The organism is Streptomyces sp. NPDC002232 (genome assembly GCF_042890295.1).
Classification (GTDB): Bacteria; Actinomycetota; Actinomycetes; order Streptomycetales; family Streptomycetaceae; genus Streptomyces.
The window spans coordinates 1,243,266-1,258,310 of the sequence record NZ_JBIARV010000001.1 but is presented as its reverse complement, the minus strand read 5'-3'; the positions used below and the strand labels follow the sequence as shown (position 1 = coordinate 1,258,310).

Sequence of the window (15,045 nt, the reverse complement as noted above, 5' to 3'; positions counted from 1 at the left end):
CCACGATTGTGGGGCCCCGGTGATTCCCGCACGGCCCCGGAGAAGAAGGCCGGGCAGCCTCCCGGCGCCTTCCCGCACGGCCCCGGAGAAGAAGGCCGGGCAGCCTCCCGGCACCCCCTCCGGGCCGCGCGGACCCGGTCAGTCCAGCCAGCCCAGGCGCACCGCGCGCGCCCCCGCCTCGAAGCGGCTCGTCGCCCCCAGCTCCTGCATGAGTTCCGAGATCATCCGGCTGACCGTCCGCAGCGAAACCCCCAGCGTGCGCGCGATCCGCTCGTCCTTCATCCCCGAGGCGAGCATGTGCAGCGCGGCCCGCTGCTGCTCCGAGAGCCCGTCGCCGCCCGCCTCCGCCGCCGCCTCGTTCCCGTACGGGGTCGCCGTGTGCCAGCAGTGCTCGTACAGGCTCAGATACGGCCGCACCAGGGCGCTGCCCCGGGCCAGGATCGCGCCCTCGCCCGGCTCCTCCGGCCGGATCGGCACCAGCGCGAACTGCTGGTCGGCGATGATCAGGTTCATCGGTACCACCGGCGCCAGCCGGATCTCCACCCCGAGCTCCGCCCGCTGCCCGAGGAACTTCTCCATCTGCGGGTCCGTCGCCTCCTGCCGGCCGTAGATGGCGCGCACCCGCACCCCGTTGGCGAGCTGGCGCCGGTCCCGGTCGAGCATCCGCTCCGGGTTCTCCCGCCCCGGCGTCCCCGGGTGCAGGGACGCCGAACTCTCCTGCATGACGTCGGTGATGTCCTCGATGGCCTGCTGGATCCTGCGGTAGTCGGTCAGCGCCTCGACGTGCGTCTCCGCCCGGGTCAGCGCCTCCGCCCGCAGATAGGAGCCCGCGAGGACCTCCAGCGTGCTGTACGCCTCGTCCGCCTCGGCCAGGTGCTCCCGCAGGCGCTCCCGCTCCCGCTCCAGGAGCCGCAGGAGCGCGATCTCCGGGTCGATCGCCGCCACCGTGTCCGTCTCGGAGCGCCAGCTGCCGTCCTGGAGGGCGGTGATGGTGGCGTGGGCCTGCCCGGTGGGCACGATGAGGCCCAGGGCGAGGAGTTCGCGGCGACATCGCTCGTACTCCTCCGGGGCGAGCCCGAGTGCTCTGCGGACCTCCTCGAAGTCCGAGACGCCTCTTCGGCGCAGTTCCTGGTACACGGAAAGGAGGGCGTCGGTCGTGCCGCCCCCGGTGCCGTCGCCCGCGGTGACCATGGCGAAGTGACCCCCTCGTCCTCCGAGTCGCCCCGCCCTCACCCTCGTACGGCTCGGCGGGAGTCCGACCTGCGCTTGCTGCGGTCCGCACGGCCCCGACGGTCCGTGCGCGTCCCCCATGACATCCGAACTCCCGGTACTAGGCCACGGGTTCCGGCCCCTCGCCGTCGAGCAGTCCGAGCCGGGCCGCCTTGACGCCCGCCTCGAAGCGGCTCGCCGCCCCCAGCTCCTGCATGACCTCGGACAGGAGCCGGCTGACGGTCCGCAGCGAGACCCCCAGGCTGCGGGCGATCTGCTCGTCCTTGATGCCGGAGGCGAGCATGTGCAGGGCGGCCCGCTGCTGGTCGGAGAGGCCGTCTCCGCCGGGCTCCCCGGGCTCCTCGCCGTACCGCGCGGCGGCCTGCCAGCAGTACTCGTAGAGGGCGAGGTACGAGCGGACGAGGCCGGGGCCGCGGGCCAGGATCGCGGGCGAGTCCGGGTCGTGCGGGTCCGTCGGCAGCAGGGCGAAGTTCTCGTCGGCGAGGACCATGTTCATCGGGACCACGGAGGAGAGGCGCAGCTCCACGCCGAGCGCCGCCCGGTCCGCCAGGTGCTGGGTCATCTCCGGCACCGTGCCGACCCGGCGGCTGTACATGGCGCGGACCCGCACGCCGCGGGCCGCCCGCGAGCGGTCCCGCTCCAGCTCGGCGGTCATGTCCTCGCGCCGGACGGAGCCGGTGTGCATGACGTGGACGGCGGTGCGCACGGACCCGGTCAGCTCCGCCAGCTCCCGCAGCACCCGCTGCGGGTCGGTGACGATCTCGACCTCGACCTCGGACCGGGGCGCGGTCCCGGCCCGCAGGAACGGTCCGGCGAGGGCTTCGAGGGCGGTGTGCGCGCGGCTGGTGGCGGCGAGGCGGTCCTGGAGCCGGTCGCGCTCCCGGCGCAGCAGTCCCAGCAGGGCGACGTCGGGGTCGACGACGACGGGTCGGAGGGGGGCGGGGGCGGTGGCGTCGGGGGCGGCGGTGAGTCCTAAGGCGGCGAGTTCGCGCCGACATCGGTCCCGCTCGTCGGCGGTGAGCTCCAGGCGGTCCGCGACCTCGTCGAAGCCGGCCTCGGGGCGGGCGCGCAGTTCCTGATAGACGGCGAGAGCCTGTTCGCTACCCGCGCGGGTCACGGCGGCGTTTCTGGACACGGCGCAGCAGACTCCCCTCGGATCCACGCGGACCCTGTTGAATCGCCCCGCTAGACCCTGCCACAAAATCGAACGACACGCACGGAGTTGACCAGCCCTCAGACGGCTTCGGCGTCCGCCCGGCAGTCGGGGCACAGGCCCCTGAAGACGACCTCCGCGTCGTCCACCCGCCACTGCGGCAGGGCGCCCCGGGGCGGCGTGGGCGCGGTCGCGGACACGTTCTCCACCCGGCCGCACGAGGTGCACAGGGCGTGCTGGTGGGGCGGCCCGGAGACCTCGAACACCGCGGGCAGGCCGGGCCGGTCGAACTTGCTGACCAGACCCGTCTCCTGGAAGTGCCGCAGCATCTCGTACACGGCCTGGCTGGTCAGCGTGCCGAGCCGCTCGCGGGCCGTCGTGGTGATGGCCTCGACGTCCAGATGGCCGCCGGCGGCGAGCACCGTGAGCACCTCCAGGCGCGGGCCCGTGACCCGCAGCCCGACGTCGCGCAGCCGCTGGATCACCGCCTCGCGGCCCGTCAGCTCTTCCACGACTGCCATCTTCTCCGCCCGCCACCTGGTCGGCCCAAACGTTTGTGGGCATCGTACCTCTTGCTCGTCAACCCCGGCAGACTCTCTTCGGCCGTCCGTCCGTACGCGTCAGTCGTCCGTCCGGCAGACCAGGAGCACCGATTCGGTCCGCTCGTCGATCCGGTGCCGCCGCCGCCCCTCGATGTGGAGCCCCGCCGCGTGCAGCTCGGCCGCGAGCCGCTCGGGGTCGACGATCCACTTGTCGGTGGTCAGCACCACCCGCTCCGAGGAGACCTTGCCGGTCCTGGCCGCGTAGTAGGTGATCCGCTCGCTCATCGACGGCAGGTCGAACACCTGCCGGGCCACCACCCACTCGTCGATCCCGTCGAAGCGGGGCACCTGGAAGGCCCAGGTCCGCTGCGGCTCCGCGATCAGCCCCGGCAGCTGGTGCGCGGTGTAGTCGAGGGCGAGCGCCCCGCCCGTCTCCAGATGGGCCGCGACCTCGCGGAGCAGCTCCGGCCGCCCGGCCGGCGGGACGGCCGCGACCATGGCGCCCGCGAGGAGCGCGAGCCGGTAGCGGCCCTCCAGACGGAGCCCGGTGAGCTCGGCGCGGTGGGTGACGACGAGCCCGGCCACCTGCGGGCCGATCCTGCGGGCCCAGCCCTCGAGGCGCTCCAGTGCGGAGGCGTCCCGGTCCACGGCTTCCACGGCGAAGCCGTGCCGGGCGAACGGGACGGCGAGCCGCCCGGCGCCGGAGCCGAGGTCGAGGACGGGTCCGCCGGTGGAGCGGGCGAGGCTCAGATAGCGGACGATGTCCGCGCTGTGCGGGCCGAGCAGGGCGTCGTGCAGCCAGACGGAGCCCTCGTCGGCGGGGGCCACCGATTCGAGCCCGGGAAGGGTGTCGGCGGTGACCCGGATCCCGGCGCCCGGGGCGGGCTCCCGCGCCGGGCCGTATCGGGACGGCAGGACCGGGGCGAGCGCCGCGGGCACGACGGGCAGGGAAGTGCCGCTCGGTGTGTGCATCGCTCCTCCAGGGGCTCGCTCGGTCCATGCCGTCCGGACGAGGTACCCGTGCCGCCGGGCCCGCGCCGCTGAGCCCATCCTGACCTGGGGGGCGAACCCCGATCCACCGGATCGGGCTGCGTGAACACGCGATGGCGTGGATCTGCCACGGTGGGCCCGGGCGGGCGGCCGGCGGGGAGGAGCGACCCACCCTCGGGTGAGCGGGCGGCCAGGGGCCGACGGGTCCGGCCCTCGGATCGGGCCCTCAGACGAGCGGGCGGCTCCACCGTCGCGGCGAGAGGGCCGCGAAGCCCACGTGGGAGTAGAAGGGGAGCGCCGGGTCGGCCTCCGCCGGGAGCTCCACCCGCTGCTCCCGCGCGCCGTAGCCGCGCATCCGCTCGGTCGCGGCGGTGAGCAGGGCCGTGCCGACGCCGGTGCGCCGGGCGTTCGGCCGGACCGCGAGCGCGTACACCTCGCCCTCGCCCGGGACCGGGACGCCGCCGGCGGCCACGCCCACGACCGCGCCGTCCGCGTCCGTGGCGACCAGCCAGCCGAGCCATCCGGGCGCGCCCCCCGGAATTTCAATTTCCGCGCGTATGCGGGGGAGCGCGCATTGGGCCGAGATCAGCCGGCGCATCGGGATTTCGTCCAGTATTCCGGCGTAGCTGCTCCGGATGATGTCGGCAAGCAGTCTGGATATCGTCGTCGCGTCGCCGGCCGCTGCCGTACGAACGCCAGCGAGCTGCATTGGTTTTGCACCCTTCGACGTGCCGAGTCCGAGCCCCAACGTACCCACAATAGCGGCGCATTCCGTGATCCGTGACCGATGCGAAATCTACGAATTCGCTTAGTAAATAACGGTGTTCACGATTACAGGGGGAACGAGCAGCAGGCGACGATCAGGGGGGCCATCGCGAGGCCCGCCGCCGCGATCGTGAGCAGCCCGCGCAGCACGGGGTGTCCCGCGCTGTACGGGGTGAGGATGCGCCGCATCCGGACCGCCGCCGACGGCCCGCCCGCGGCGAACGCCGACCGGGGCGCCCGCCCCGAGGCCAGGGCGTACAGCGCGGTCGCCAGCGCGTCCCTGGTGCACCGGCGCAACGCCCGGTCGTCCGCGGCCATTTCGAGCAGCAGCGGTACGGCGGGGCCGCCGTACCGGGCGAGCGGGAGGCGCGCGAAGACGGACGCGAAGGCCTCCGCCGCCGCGACGAGGAGGTGGTGGTGTCCCGCGATGTGCGCCCGCTCGTGCGCGAGGGCCGCCGCGAGCTGGTCGGGGGTCAGGGCGTCCACCGCGCCCGACGAGACGACGACCCGGCGGGAACGGCCCGGCAGGCAGTAGACGGCGGGCCGGTCGTCGTCGAGGACGGTGGCGCGCAGCTCGGGGTCGTACCGTCCGACGAGCCGCAGCACCCCCGCGTGCCGCGTCCGCATCCGCCGGGCCCGGACGAGCCGGCGGACGAACGCGGCGGTGGGCACCGAGAGCACGAGGAGCGACAGCGAGAAGGCGAACCGCTCCCGCCCGTCCAGGTGCAGGATCTGGTCGGGGGTCGGCGGCCGGAGCGTGAACATCATGTCCGCGAGGCGGTGGCTGCTCTCGGCCGAGAGGACCATCTGCGCGGGCAGCAGCGCGGCGGCGGCCGCGAATCCGGCGCCGCACGCGGCCCAGACGGCGAGCGCGAGCCGGGGGACCTGCTGGGCCCAGCGGGCCCGGACCACCTGCCGGGGCACGGCGAAACCGGTGAGCAGCACGATGCCGAGCGGGACGAGGACGTGGTGGTTCACGCGCCGGCCCCGTCCGAGGGCCGCGGCCCCTCTCCCGGGCGGGCGGTCTCCCCGGCGCGCGGGCCGCCGCCGGGCTGCGCGCCCTGGTCGCCCCGGGCGGTGCGGAGGGCCGCGTCGAGGGCGGCCATGTCCTCGTCCGAGATGACCTCGACGAAGCGGAGGAGGGCGGCCGGGCGGTCCTGGCTGTCGCCGAGGGCGTCCCGCATCAGACCGGCCGTGTACTCCTCGCGGCCGCGCACCGGCTCGTAGAGCCAGGCCCGTCCGGTCTTCTCGCGGCGGAGCCAGCCCTTGCGGTGCAGGATGTCCGCCACCGTCATCACCGTCGTGTAGGCGACCCGGCGTCCCCGATTGATGTCGTCGACGAGCTCGCGGACCGTGGCGGGCCGCTCCCAGGCCCACAGTCGGTCCATGATCTCGGCCTCCAGCTCTCCCAGCCGGCGCACGTGCATCCCCTCCCCTTGCGGGCGGCGCTCATCGTACGGGCCGTTCCGCCTTCTCAGGTATACCCCCTAGGGGTACGGTGGCAGGATGTCGACCCTCATGAAGAACCGCTCCTGCGCGAAGGTCTGCGACTCCGGTCTGCCCGGATCGGTGGAGCTGGTGCTCCTCCGGCGGCTGCTCGGCCTCTGTCTCCGGCTGAGCCTCACGCTGTCCGCCGACTGCCCTTCGCGCACGAGCGGTTGACACTGCTTCGGTACCTCGTCACCTCAGGCCGTCATGACGCCCTCACGCCCTGCGTCATCGAGCCGTCCCGCCGTACCGCCGTCGAGCCGTCACGTCCGGATCAGCCGGGCGATGGCCTTGGACGCCTCGCCCACCTTCACCTTCGCCTGGTCCCCGCCCTGCGCGATGGCCTCCGTGACGCAGCAGCTCAGGTGCTCGTCCAGGAGGGCCACCGCGCAGGACTGGAGGGCCGCGTTGATGGCGGAGACCTGGGTCAGGACGTCGATGCAGTAGACGTCCTCGTCGACCATCCGCTGCACGCCCCTGACCTGGCCCTCGATGCGCCTCAGGCGTCTGATGATGTCTTCCTTGTGCTGTCCGTAACCGGCCATGGCGGGCTCCTCGGGGATGGGCGCGGAAGGGGATGCGTCAGCGGTCGGCGGCCTGGAAGCCGCGCAGGCGGAGGCTGTTGCCGACCACGAAGACCGAGGAGAAGGCCATGGCCGCGCCCGCGATCATCGGATTGAGCAGTCCGGCCGCGGCGAGCGGCAGGGCGGCCACGTTGTAGGCGAAGGCCCAGAAGAGGTTCGACCGGATCGTGCCGAGCGTCTTGCGGGAGAGCCGGATGGCGTCGGCCGCGGCCCGCAGGTCCCCCCGTACGAGGGTCAGGTCGCCGGCCTCGATGGCGGCGTCCGTGCCGGTGCCCATCGCCAGGCCCAGGTCGGCCTGGGCGAGCGCGGCGGCGTCGTTCACGCCGTCGCCGACCATGGCGACCGAACGCCCCTCGTCCTGGAGCCTCTTGACGACGTCGACCTTGTCCTGCGGCATGACCTCGGCGATGACCTCGGCGATGCCGACCTCGGCGGCGACGGCCTCGGCGACCGCCTTGTTGTCCCCGGTGAGCAGGATCGGGGTGAGGCCGAGCGCCTTGAGACGGCGGATGGCCTCGGGGCTGGTGTCCTTGACGGCGTCGGCGACCTCCAGGACCGCGCGGGCCTCGCCGTCCCAGGCGACCGCGATGGCGGTCCTGCCGGCCTGCTCGGCGGCGTCCTTGGCGGACTTGAGGGACGGGGTGAGCTCCATCGCCCACTCCTGGAGCAGCTTCTCCCGGCCGACGAGGACGGCGTGGCCGTCGACGACGCCCTGGACGCCGAGCCCGGGGACGTTGGTGAAGTCCTCGGGGGTGGGCAGGGTGCCCACCTTGGCCGCGGCGCCGGTGGCGACGGCCTGGGCGATCGGGTGCTCGGAGGAGTGCTCCAGGGCTCCGGCCAGGCGCAGGACGTCGGTCTCGTCCGTACCGGCGGCGGTGTGGACCTTGATCAGGGTCATCCGGCCGGTGGTGACGGTGCCGGTCTTGTCGAGGACGATCGTGTCGACCTTGCGGGTGGTCTCCAGGACCTCGGGGCCCTTGATGAGGATGCCGAGCTGGGCGCCGCGGCCGGTGCCGACCATGAGGGCGGTCGGGGTGGCGAGGCCGAGGGCGCAGGGGCAGGCGATGATCAGGACGGCGACGGCCGCGGTGAAGGCGGCGGTCAGGCCCTGCCCCGTACCGAGCCAGAAGCCGAGGGTGCCGAGCGCGAGGGCGATGACGATCGGCACGAAGACGGCCGAGATCCGGTCGGCGAGGCGCTGGGCGGCGGCCTTGCCGTTCTGCGCGTCCTCGACGAGCTTCGCCATCCGGGCGAGCTGGGTGTCGGAGCCGACGCGGGTGGCCTCGACGACCAGGCGGCCGCCGGCGTTCAGGGTGGCGCCGGTGACGGAGTCGCCGACGGAGACCTCGACGGGCACGGACTCGCCGGTCAGCATCGAGGCGTCGACGGCAGAGGAGCCCTCGACGACGGTGCCGTCGGTGGCGATCTTCTCGCCCGGGCGGACCAGGAAGCGGTCGCCGACCTGGAGTTCGGCGGTCGGCACGGTGACCTCGCGGCCGTTCCTGAGGACGGTCACCTCCTTCGCGCCCAGCTGCATCAGCGCCTTGAGCGCGGCGCCCGCCTTGCGCTTCGAGCGGGCCTCGAAGTACCGGCCGGCCAGGATGAAGGCGGTGACGCCGGCCGCGGCCTCCAGGTAGATGTTCCCGGCGCCGTCGGTGCGGGCGATGGTGAACTCGAAGGGGTGCGTCATGCCCGGCGTGCCGGCCGTCCCGAAGAAGAGCGCCCACAGCGACCAGAGGAACGCGGCGATCGTGCCGACCGAGATCAGGGTGTCCATGGTGGCCGCGCCGTGCCGGGCGTTGGTCCAGGCGGCCTTGTGGAAGGGCCAGGCGGCGTAGACGACGACCGGCGCGGCGAGCGTGAGGCTCAGCCACTGCCAGTACTCGATCTGCAGCGCCGGGACCATCGCCATGGCGATGACGGGCACGGCGAGCGAGACGGCGGTGATCAGCCGCTGCTTGAGGGGCCGCAGCTCCTCGTCGGCCCTCTCCTCGTCGGTGGGGCCCCCGGCGTGCTCGTCGGCCTGCGGGGCGGCGGGCTCCTGGGCGGTGTAGCCGGTGGCCTCGACGGTGGCGATCAGGTCGGCGACGTCGATGTCGGCGTCGAAGGTGACCTTCGCCTTCTCGGTGGCGTAGTTGACGGTGGCCTCGACGCCGTCCATGCGGTTGAGCTTCTTCTCGATGCGGGCCGCGCACGAGGCGCAGGTCATGCCGCCGATGGCGAGCTCGACCTGGGCGTGGCCCGGAGTGGTCGTGGTCATTTCCTGCTCCTCGGTGTGGCGCGTTTCGGGGGCCGGGGCCCGGGCTTGGGGGAGGGCGGGCCCCGGCGGCCGGGGTGGTGCGGGCGGAGTCCGTCTGCCGGGCGGACCGTCGGGTACCGGGACGGGGGACGCCGGTGGGGTGTCGGTCGGCCCGGCGGCGGATCAGGCCCGGCCGGTCAGCTCGTAGCCCGCGTCGTCGACGGCCGCGGTGATCGCGGCGTCGTCGGGCTCGCCGCCGGTGGTCACGGTCACCAGGCCGCCGGCGACGTCGACGTCGACGGAGAGGACGCCGGCGAGTGCGCCGACGGACTGGGTGATCGCGGTCCTGCAGTGGCCGCACGTCATGCCGGAGACGGCGTAGACGGTGACGGTGCTCTCGGCGACCGCGACGGCGGCGGTCTCCGTGGTGGTCGAGCAGCTGTTGTCGGGGGTGCAGCAGGAGCCCATGGCTTCCTCCTCGGTCGATTCCACTCGATGAATACCCTCGGGGGGTATCCGGTTCTGCCTCCATGTATACCCCCCAGTGGTATCCGGCGCAAGCGTCGACCCGACTTGACTTGATACCCCCCAGGGGTATGGTGAAGTGCATCGGACGCAGGAATGCCCACGCCACCCACGTACGGGAGAGCAGTCATGAACACCGGAGTGAAGATCACTGCCTTTGCCGCCGCGCTCGCCGCGACCTTCGGGACCGCGTACGGGGTCGGCAAGGGGGTCGGCCCCGTCGGGGAGCCGGAGCGGGCGGGACACGGCGGGCACGCCGCGCAGGAGCCCGCGAAGAAGGCGGAGGGCGGCCACGCGGGCCACGAGGAGGGTGCGACCACCCCCGCCTCCTCCCTCCCCGGAGGCCTCCAGATCTCCCAGGACGGCTACACGCTGGCCCTGGACACCCCCACCCCCGCGCGGGGCCGCAGCACCCTGAAGTTCTCCATCCGGGACGCGGCCGGGAAGAAGGTCACCGCCTTCACCACCGAGCACGGCAAGGAACTGCACTTCATCGTCGCCTCGCGCGACCTCACCACCTTCCGTCACCTCCACCCGGTGAGGGCCGCCGACGGCACCTGGTCGGTGGACGCGGACCTGCCGGCGGCCGGCGCCTACAAGGCCTTCGCCGACTTCAAGCCCGCGGCGAAGGGCGCCCAGGGCATCACCCTGGGCGCGGACCTCTCCGTCCCCGGCGCCTATGCGCCGAAGCCGCTCCCGGCCGCCGCCCGGACGGCGACGGTCGACGGCTACCAGGTCCGCCTCGGCGGAGTCCTGGACCCGGGCAAGGCGGGCGAGCTGCGCCTCACCGTCACCAAGGCCGGGAAGCCCGTCACGGACCTGGAGCCGTACCTCGGCGCGTACGGCCACCTCGTCGCCCTGCGCGACGGCGACCTCGCCTACCTCCACGTCCACCCGAACGAGGGCGGCCCCGGCCCCGACGTCTCCTTCACGGCGACGGCCCCCAGCGCGGGCACGTACCGTCTGTTCCTCGACTTCCAGCACGGGGGCAAGGTCCGGACGGCGTCCTTCACGGTCACGGCGGGCGCCCCGGGCACGGCACCGTCCCCGTCCGCGAGCGGGACGGGTGAGGCGGGGCACGATGCGGGCGGTCACGCGCACGGCTAGTCTGGACATTGGACTAGACCTGTAGCCGTCATTCATGGAGGAATGGGCTCGATGAGCAGCAACCGTGCAGTCCTTGAGGTGATCGCCCTCGACGAGGAAGACGCGGTCGCTGCCCAGACCGGTGGAGCCGACCGGCTCGAACTCGTCACCGACATGGCGGCCGACGGACTCACCCCGTCCACGGCCTCCTTCGCCGCCATCCGGGCCGCCGTCGACATCCCGCTGCGCGTGATGCTCCGCCTCGCCGACGGCTTCGCGGCCGGTGACGTCGACGCGCTCGCCGGCCGCGCCGAGGAGCTGCGCGCGGCGGGCGCGGACGAGTTCGTCCTCGGCTTCCTCACCGTCGACGGCGAGCCCGACCTGGTCGCCGTCGAGCGGCTCGTCGCCGTCCTGGACGGCTGCCGCTGGACCTTCCACCGGGCGATCGACCGCGCCGCCGACCGCGACGGGCTGCGCAAGCGCCTCGCCGACCTGCCCGGCCTCGACACCTATCTGACGGCCGGCGCCGCCACCGGCGTCGACGACGGCCTCGCCACCCTCACGGCCGAGGCCGCCCGCACGGGCGAGCCCGGCTACGAGCCCCAGATCCTGGTGGGCGGCGGCCTCCGCCTCGACCACCTCCCGGTCCTCCGCGCGGCCGGGCTCACCGCCTTCCACATCGGCGGCGCGGCCCGCCCCCGCGGCTGGACGGCCCCCGTCTCCCCGGAGGCGGTACGCACCTGGCGCGAGGCGATCGACGCGTAGCCGCCGGGGGTGGCGGAGGGCCGGGGCCGCGCCCCGGTGGGGACGGCTCCCGCCCGCGCCCCGGGCGGGGGTACGTCCTTGCCCTGCGCCCGCGCCCCGGGCTGAGGTGGTTCCGCCCCGCGCCCGCGCCCCGGTGGAGCCCCCCCCGCGCGAAAACGCCTCGCACCCCCGTCGCCGATCTCGCTAGCCTCGCCCGCGTGACAGCCGACAAGATGCGACCCGGCGAGCTCGACATCGACACCGCGCTCGTCGAGCGGCTCGTCGCCCGGAGGTTTCCCGAATGGGCCGGGCTCGCCGTGCGGGCCGTCGCGTCGGCCGGTACGGACAACGCGATGTTCCGGCTCGGCGACGACCTCGTCGTGCGGCTGCCCCGCGTCCCGGACGCCGCGCACGACGTCGAGAAGGAGCAGCGCTGGCTGCCGCTGCTCGCCCCGCACCTGCCGCTGGACGTGCCCGTGCCCGTCGGGCGGGCCGGGGGCGGCGCGGACTTCCCGCTGCCCTGGTCCGTCTACCGCTGGCTCGACGGCGCCGACGCCCACGCCGTCCCGCTCGCCGACCTGGCGCACACCGCCGTCGAGCTCGGCCGCTTCGGCGCGGCCCTGCGCGCGGTCGACAGCACCGGCGGTCCCGCCTCCTCCCGGGGCGGCCCCGTCACCGCCTGGGAGGACGGCGCCCTGGGGCCGGCCCTCCGGGACCTCGACGTCGACGCGGACCTCGCCGCCGCCGCGTGGGAGTCCGTGCTCCGGCTGCCCCGGTGGGACGGCCCGCCCGTCTGGGTCCACGGCGACCTGCTGCCGGGCAACCTCCTCGGCCGCGACGGGCGCCTCGGCGCCGTCATCGACTTCGGGGCCCTCGGCACGGGCGACCCCGCCTGCGACACCATGCCCGCCTGGACGCTGCTCACCTCCGGCACCCGGCCCCTCTTCCGCGAGGCCGCCGGGGTCGACGACGCCACCTGGGCGCGCGGCCGGGGCTGGGCGCTGGCCTGGGGCCTGGTGACCGAGCACTACTACCGGGAGACGAATCCCGTCCTCGCCGGCATCGCCCGCCGCAGCCGCACGGAGGCCCTCGCCGAGTACGCGGCGACGGTCTAGGACGGCACGCCCTGGTCCGGCGCCGTCGGCGGGCTCGCCACCAGCTCGACCTCGAACCCGTCCTCGTTCTCCAGGTACGCCGCGTAGACGCCCTCGCCGCCCGCGTACGGATGCCGGTCGGCGAACATCAGCCGCCAGCCGTGCGCGGGCGCCTCGGCCGCGAGGGCGTCGACGGCCGCCCGGTCGCCCGCGTGGAAGGCCAGGTGGTTGAGGCCCGGCCGGAGCCGGTCGTGCCGGTCCGACGTACGGGCCGGGGACTGCTCCACGACCAGGTAGCAGGAGCCGAGCGCCCAGCTCCGGCCGCCCTCCCAGGACTGGAAGGGCGCGTACCCCAGGGCCCCGAGCAGCCAGCCGAGGCTCCGCTCGGCGCGCGCCAGGTCGCCCACCCACAGCTCGACGTGATGGAGCGAGCCGACCCGGCTCACAGGGCGCCCAACTGCTCGGGAAAGGGGGCGGAGTGAATGATCGTCAGGCCTGACACCGCACGGGTCAGGGCCACGTACAGCCGCCGCAGGCCCGTCCGCTCGTCCGGCTCGCCGTCGACGACCGCGGCCGGCTCGTCCAGGACCACGTAGTCGTACTCCAGGCCCTTCGCGAGCGAGGCCGGGACCAGCGTGAGCCGCGACTCGGACGTGGTCTCCTCGCCGGGGGAGAGATACGGCAGACCGGCCGCCGCCAGCGCCTCCGCGAGCGGCGCGATCCGCGCGTCGGCGGCGATCAGACCGATGGAACCCTCGTGCGCCAGGGCCTCGACGCAGGCGGCGACGGTGTCCCCGTCGAGGTCCTCCGTGCGGCGGACGGCCAGCGAGCCGGGGTTCTCCCGGACCGACTCCACGGCGGCGAGCCCCGGCGACATGTGCGGCAGGAGCCGAGAGGCGTACGCGATGACCTCGCGCGGCACGCGGAAACCGGCCGTCAGCTCCTCCACCAGGGCCTCCGGCTTCCCCAGGTGCGCGAGGGCCTGCGCCCAGCTCTCCGTCGCCCACGGCGTGGTGCCCTGCGCCAGGTCGCCCAGGACCGTCGCCGAGCCGGTCGTGCAGCGGCGGCCCACGGCCCGGTACTGCATGGGGGACAGGTCCTGCGCCTCGTCGAGGACCACGTGTCCGAGCGAGTGCGTCCGCTCGACCAGGTCCTTCGTCTCGTCGATGAGGACGGCGTCGGCCGCCGACCACCGCGCCGCCTTCACGCTCCGCGCCGGCTTCGCCCACAGCAGCAGCTTCTGCTCGTCGTCGGTGAGCAGCCCCTCGGCGTGCTCGGCGAGGAAGTCGGCGTCGCTCAGGAGCCGCAGGACCAGCTTCGCGGGCTCGACGGGCGGCCAGCACTCCTTCACGAGGGCCTTCACCGCCGCGTTCCGCGCGACCGCGTTCTGCACCCGGTCGTCGGGGGCCTCGCCGGCCTCCTCCATGCGGATCAGGACGGCGTGCGCGACGCGCTGCGGGAGGGCCTCGCGGGCGGCGCCGTAGCGGATGTCGCGGTCGAGCAGCTCCTGGACCATCTGCTCCAGTTCGTACGCGGGGACCCGCCAGCGCCGGGAACCGCGGACCACCATCAGGGCCTCCGTCGGCAGCGAGACGTGCGAGCGGACCGCGCGCCGCAGCACCTCCGCCATCCGGGCGTCGCCCTTCACGACCGCCGTCGGCGCCTCGTCCGTGCCGCGGACCTCGACGTGTGCGACGAGGTCGTCGACCGTCGCCTGCTGCACCTCCAGCTCGCCGAGCGCGGGCAGGACCTGCTCGATGTAGTGGAGGAAGGAGCGGTTCGGCCCGATGACGAGGGTGCCGGTGCGGGCGAGGCGCTCGCGGTGGGCGTAGAGCAGGTAGGCGACGCGGTGCAGGCCGACGGCGGTCTTACCGGTGCCCGGACCTCCCTGCACGCACACGGTCCCCGACAGGCCGGAGCGGACGATCCCGTCCTGCTCGGGCTGGATCGTGGCGACGATGTCGCGCATGGGGCCGACGCGGGGCCGCTCGATCTCGGCCTGGAGCAGGCGGCTGGTGTGCTCCAGCTCCTCGGGGTCGGAGAGGTGCTCGTCCTCGTACGCGGTGAGGTCGCCGCCGGTGTAGCCGAAGCGACGGCGCAGGCCGACGTCCTGCGGGTCCTTCTTCGACGCCTGGTAGTACGGCTGGGAGACGGGCGCGCGCCAGTCGATCACCATGGGGTCGCCGTCGGCGTCGTGGACGTGCCGCCGGCCGATGTAGAAGCGCTGGCCCTCCTGCGTGGTGTGCAGGTAGTCGAGCCGCCCGAAGAAGAGCGGGGTGTCCGCGAGGTCGGCGAGCGCCTTGATCCGGTCCTCGATCTGGCGGCCGAGCACCAGGGAGTTGACCCAGTTCGCGGTGACGTCCTTGATGTCGAGCGCCTCGACGTCCTCGCGCATCGCGCGCAGGGCGGCGCGGGAGGAGGCCAGATGGGCGCGCTCGCGCGCGAGGGGGTCGGAAACGGACACGGTGGGGCCTCCGGGCAGGTGGATACGCGGACACGGCGAGGTGGCCGCCGGTTTCCGACCGGACGGCGGCGCTCCACGAACGGGAAGCGGGGGAAGCCGGAAAGTGTAACTCCGGCCGGACACCGGGGCGAACGGATATCA

The 15,045-nt window shown here is 74.1% G+C and carries 15 protein-coding genes and 1 pseudogene; 4 read left to right on the top strand and 12 right to left on the bottom strand.

Features of this window, described 5'->3' with window-relative positions; genetic code table 11:
* Positions 1–138: 138 nt before the first annotated feature.
* From ACFYXU_RS05790 to ACFYXU_RS05760, 7 genes and pseudogenes are all read right to left on the bottom strand, one after another.
* Entirely contained in the window at positions 139–1,191 is a 1,053-nt protein-coding gene (locus tag ACFYXU_RS05790; protein WP_376507339.1) for a LuxR C-terminal-related transcriptional regulator, read from the bottom strand.
* 139 nt (positions 1,192–1,330) lie between these two features.
* Positions 1,331–2,347 (bottom strand): LuxR C-terminal-related transcriptional regulator, encoded by a 1,017-nt coding sequence (locus ACFYXU_RS05785; RefSeq protein ID WP_376507340.1) that lies wholly within the window; start codon positions 2,345–2,347, stop codon positions 1,331–1,333.
* A gap of 116 nt (positions 2,348–2,463) precedes the next feature.
* Complete coding sequence (locus ACFYXU_RS05780) at positions 2,464–2,904, bottom strand: transcriptional repressor (protein WP_361392936.1); 441 nt, start codon at positions 2,902–2,904, stop codon at positions 2,464–2,466.
* Between the two features lie 99 nt (positions 2,905–3,003).
* Entirely contained in the window at positions 3,004–3,897 is an 894-nt protein-coding gene (locus ACFYXU_RS05775; RefSeq protein ID WP_361392938.1) for a methyltransferase domain-containing protein, read from the bottom strand.
* Positions 3,898–4,141: 244 nt separating this feature from the next.
* Positions 4,142–4,624, bottom strand: coding sequence for a GNAT family N-acetyltransferase (locus ACFYXU_RS05770; protein WP_376507341.1), 483 nt, complete (start codon positions 4,622–4,624; stop codon positions 4,142–4,144).
* 122 nt (positions 4,625–4,746) lie between these two features.
* Positions 4,747–5,658 (bottom strand): M56 family metallopeptidase, encoded by a 912-nt coding sequence (locus ACFYXU_RS05765; RefSeq protein ID WP_329851334.1) that lies wholly within the window; start codon positions 5,656–5,658, stop codon positions 4,747–4,749.
* Positions 5,659–5,741: 83 nt separating this feature from the next.
* A pseudogene (locus tag ACFYXU_RS05760) lies at positions 5,742–6,101 on the bottom strand (BlaI/MecI/CopY family transcriptional regulator); the annotation flags it as partial.
* Positions 6,102–6,186: 85 nt separating this feature from the next.
* On the opposite strand from ACFYXU_RS05760, the gene ACFYXU_RS05755 reads away from it, so the two are divergent.
* Complete coding sequence (locus ACFYXU_RS05755; RefSeq protein WP_361392942.1) at positions 6,187–6,342, top strand: hypothetical protein; 156 nt, start codon at positions 6,187–6,189, stop codon at positions 6,340–6,342.
* 89 nt (positions 6,343–6,431) lie between these two features.
* Here the strand turns inward: ACFYXU_RS05755 and ACFYXU_RS05750 are convergent, their stop codons facing one another.
* The 3 genes from ACFYXU_RS05750 to ACFYXU_RS05740 form a co-directional block, all read right to left on the bottom strand.
* Positions 6,432–6,713: a metal-sensitive transcriptional regulator gene (locus ACFYXU_RS05750; RefSeq protein WP_015035316.1), complete on the bottom strand. Its 282-nt coding sequence runs from the start codon at positions 6,711–6,713 to the stop codon at positions 6,432–6,434.
* Between the two features lie 37 nt (positions 6,714–6,750).
* Positions 6,751–9,012: a heavy metal translocating P-type ATPase gene (locus ACFYXU_RS05745; RefSeq protein ID WP_376507342.1), complete on the bottom strand. Its 2,262-nt coding sequence runs from the start codon at positions 9,010–9,012 to the stop codon at positions 6,751–6,753.
* Positions 9,013–9,174: 162 nt separating this feature from the next.
* Positions 9,175–9,459, bottom strand: a complete 285-nt coding sequence (locus ACFYXU_RS05740) for a heavy-metal-associated domain-containing protein (RefSeq protein ID WP_389456747.1) — start codon at positions 9,457–9,459, stop codon at positions 9,175–9,177.
* Between the two features lie 186 nt (positions 9,460–9,645).
* On the opposite strand from ACFYXU_RS05740, the gene ACFYXU_RS05735 reads away from it, so the two are divergent.
* The 3 genes from ACFYXU_RS05735 to ACFYXU_RS05725 all read left to right on the top strand — a co-directional run bounded on the left by ACFYXU_RS05735 (position 9,646) and on the right by ACFYXU_RS05725 (position 12,461).
* A complete protein-coding gene (locus ACFYXU_RS05735; protein ID WP_389456601.1) occupies positions 9,646–10,623 on the top strand; it encodes a hypothetical protein in 978 nt (325 codons plus the stop codon).
* Between the two features lie 51 nt (positions 10,624–10,674).
* Positions 10,675–11,367 carry a copper homeostasis protein CutC gene (locus ACFYXU_RS05730; protein WP_389456599.1) on the top strand — a complete coding sequence of 231 codons (693 nt, stop codon included), beginning with the start codon at positions 10,675–10,677 and terminating at the stop codon, positions 11,365–11,367.
* A 212-nt stretch (positions 11,368–11,579) separates the two neighbouring features.
* Complete coding sequence (locus ACFYXU_RS05725; RefSeq protein WP_389456745.1) at positions 11,580–12,461, top strand: aminoglycoside phosphotransferase family protein; 882 nt, start codon at positions 11,580–11,582, stop codon at positions 12,459–12,461.
* On the opposite strand, the gene ACFYXU_RS05720 is transcribed toward ACFYXU_RS05725, so the two are convergent.
* On the bottom strand, positions 12,458–12,886 hold the full coding sequence (locus tag ACFYXU_RS05720) for a VOC family protein (RefSeq protein ID WP_389456597.1): 429 nt from the start codon (positions 12,884–12,886) through the stop codon (positions 12,458–12,460). The two genes, ACFYXU_RS05725 and ACFYXU_RS05720, sit on opposite strands and share 4 nt — an antisense overlap.
* Positions 12,883–14,922 carry a HelD family protein gene (locus ACFYXU_RS05715; RefSeq protein ID WP_389456743.1) on the bottom strand — a complete coding sequence of 680 codons (2,040 nt, stop codon included), beginning with the start codon at positions 14,920–14,922 and terminating at the stop codon, positions 12,883–12,885. Before ACFYXU_RS05715 ends, ACFYXU_RS05720 begins: the two co-directional genes overlap by 4 nt.
* Positions 14,923–15,045: the final 123 nt, after the last annotated feature.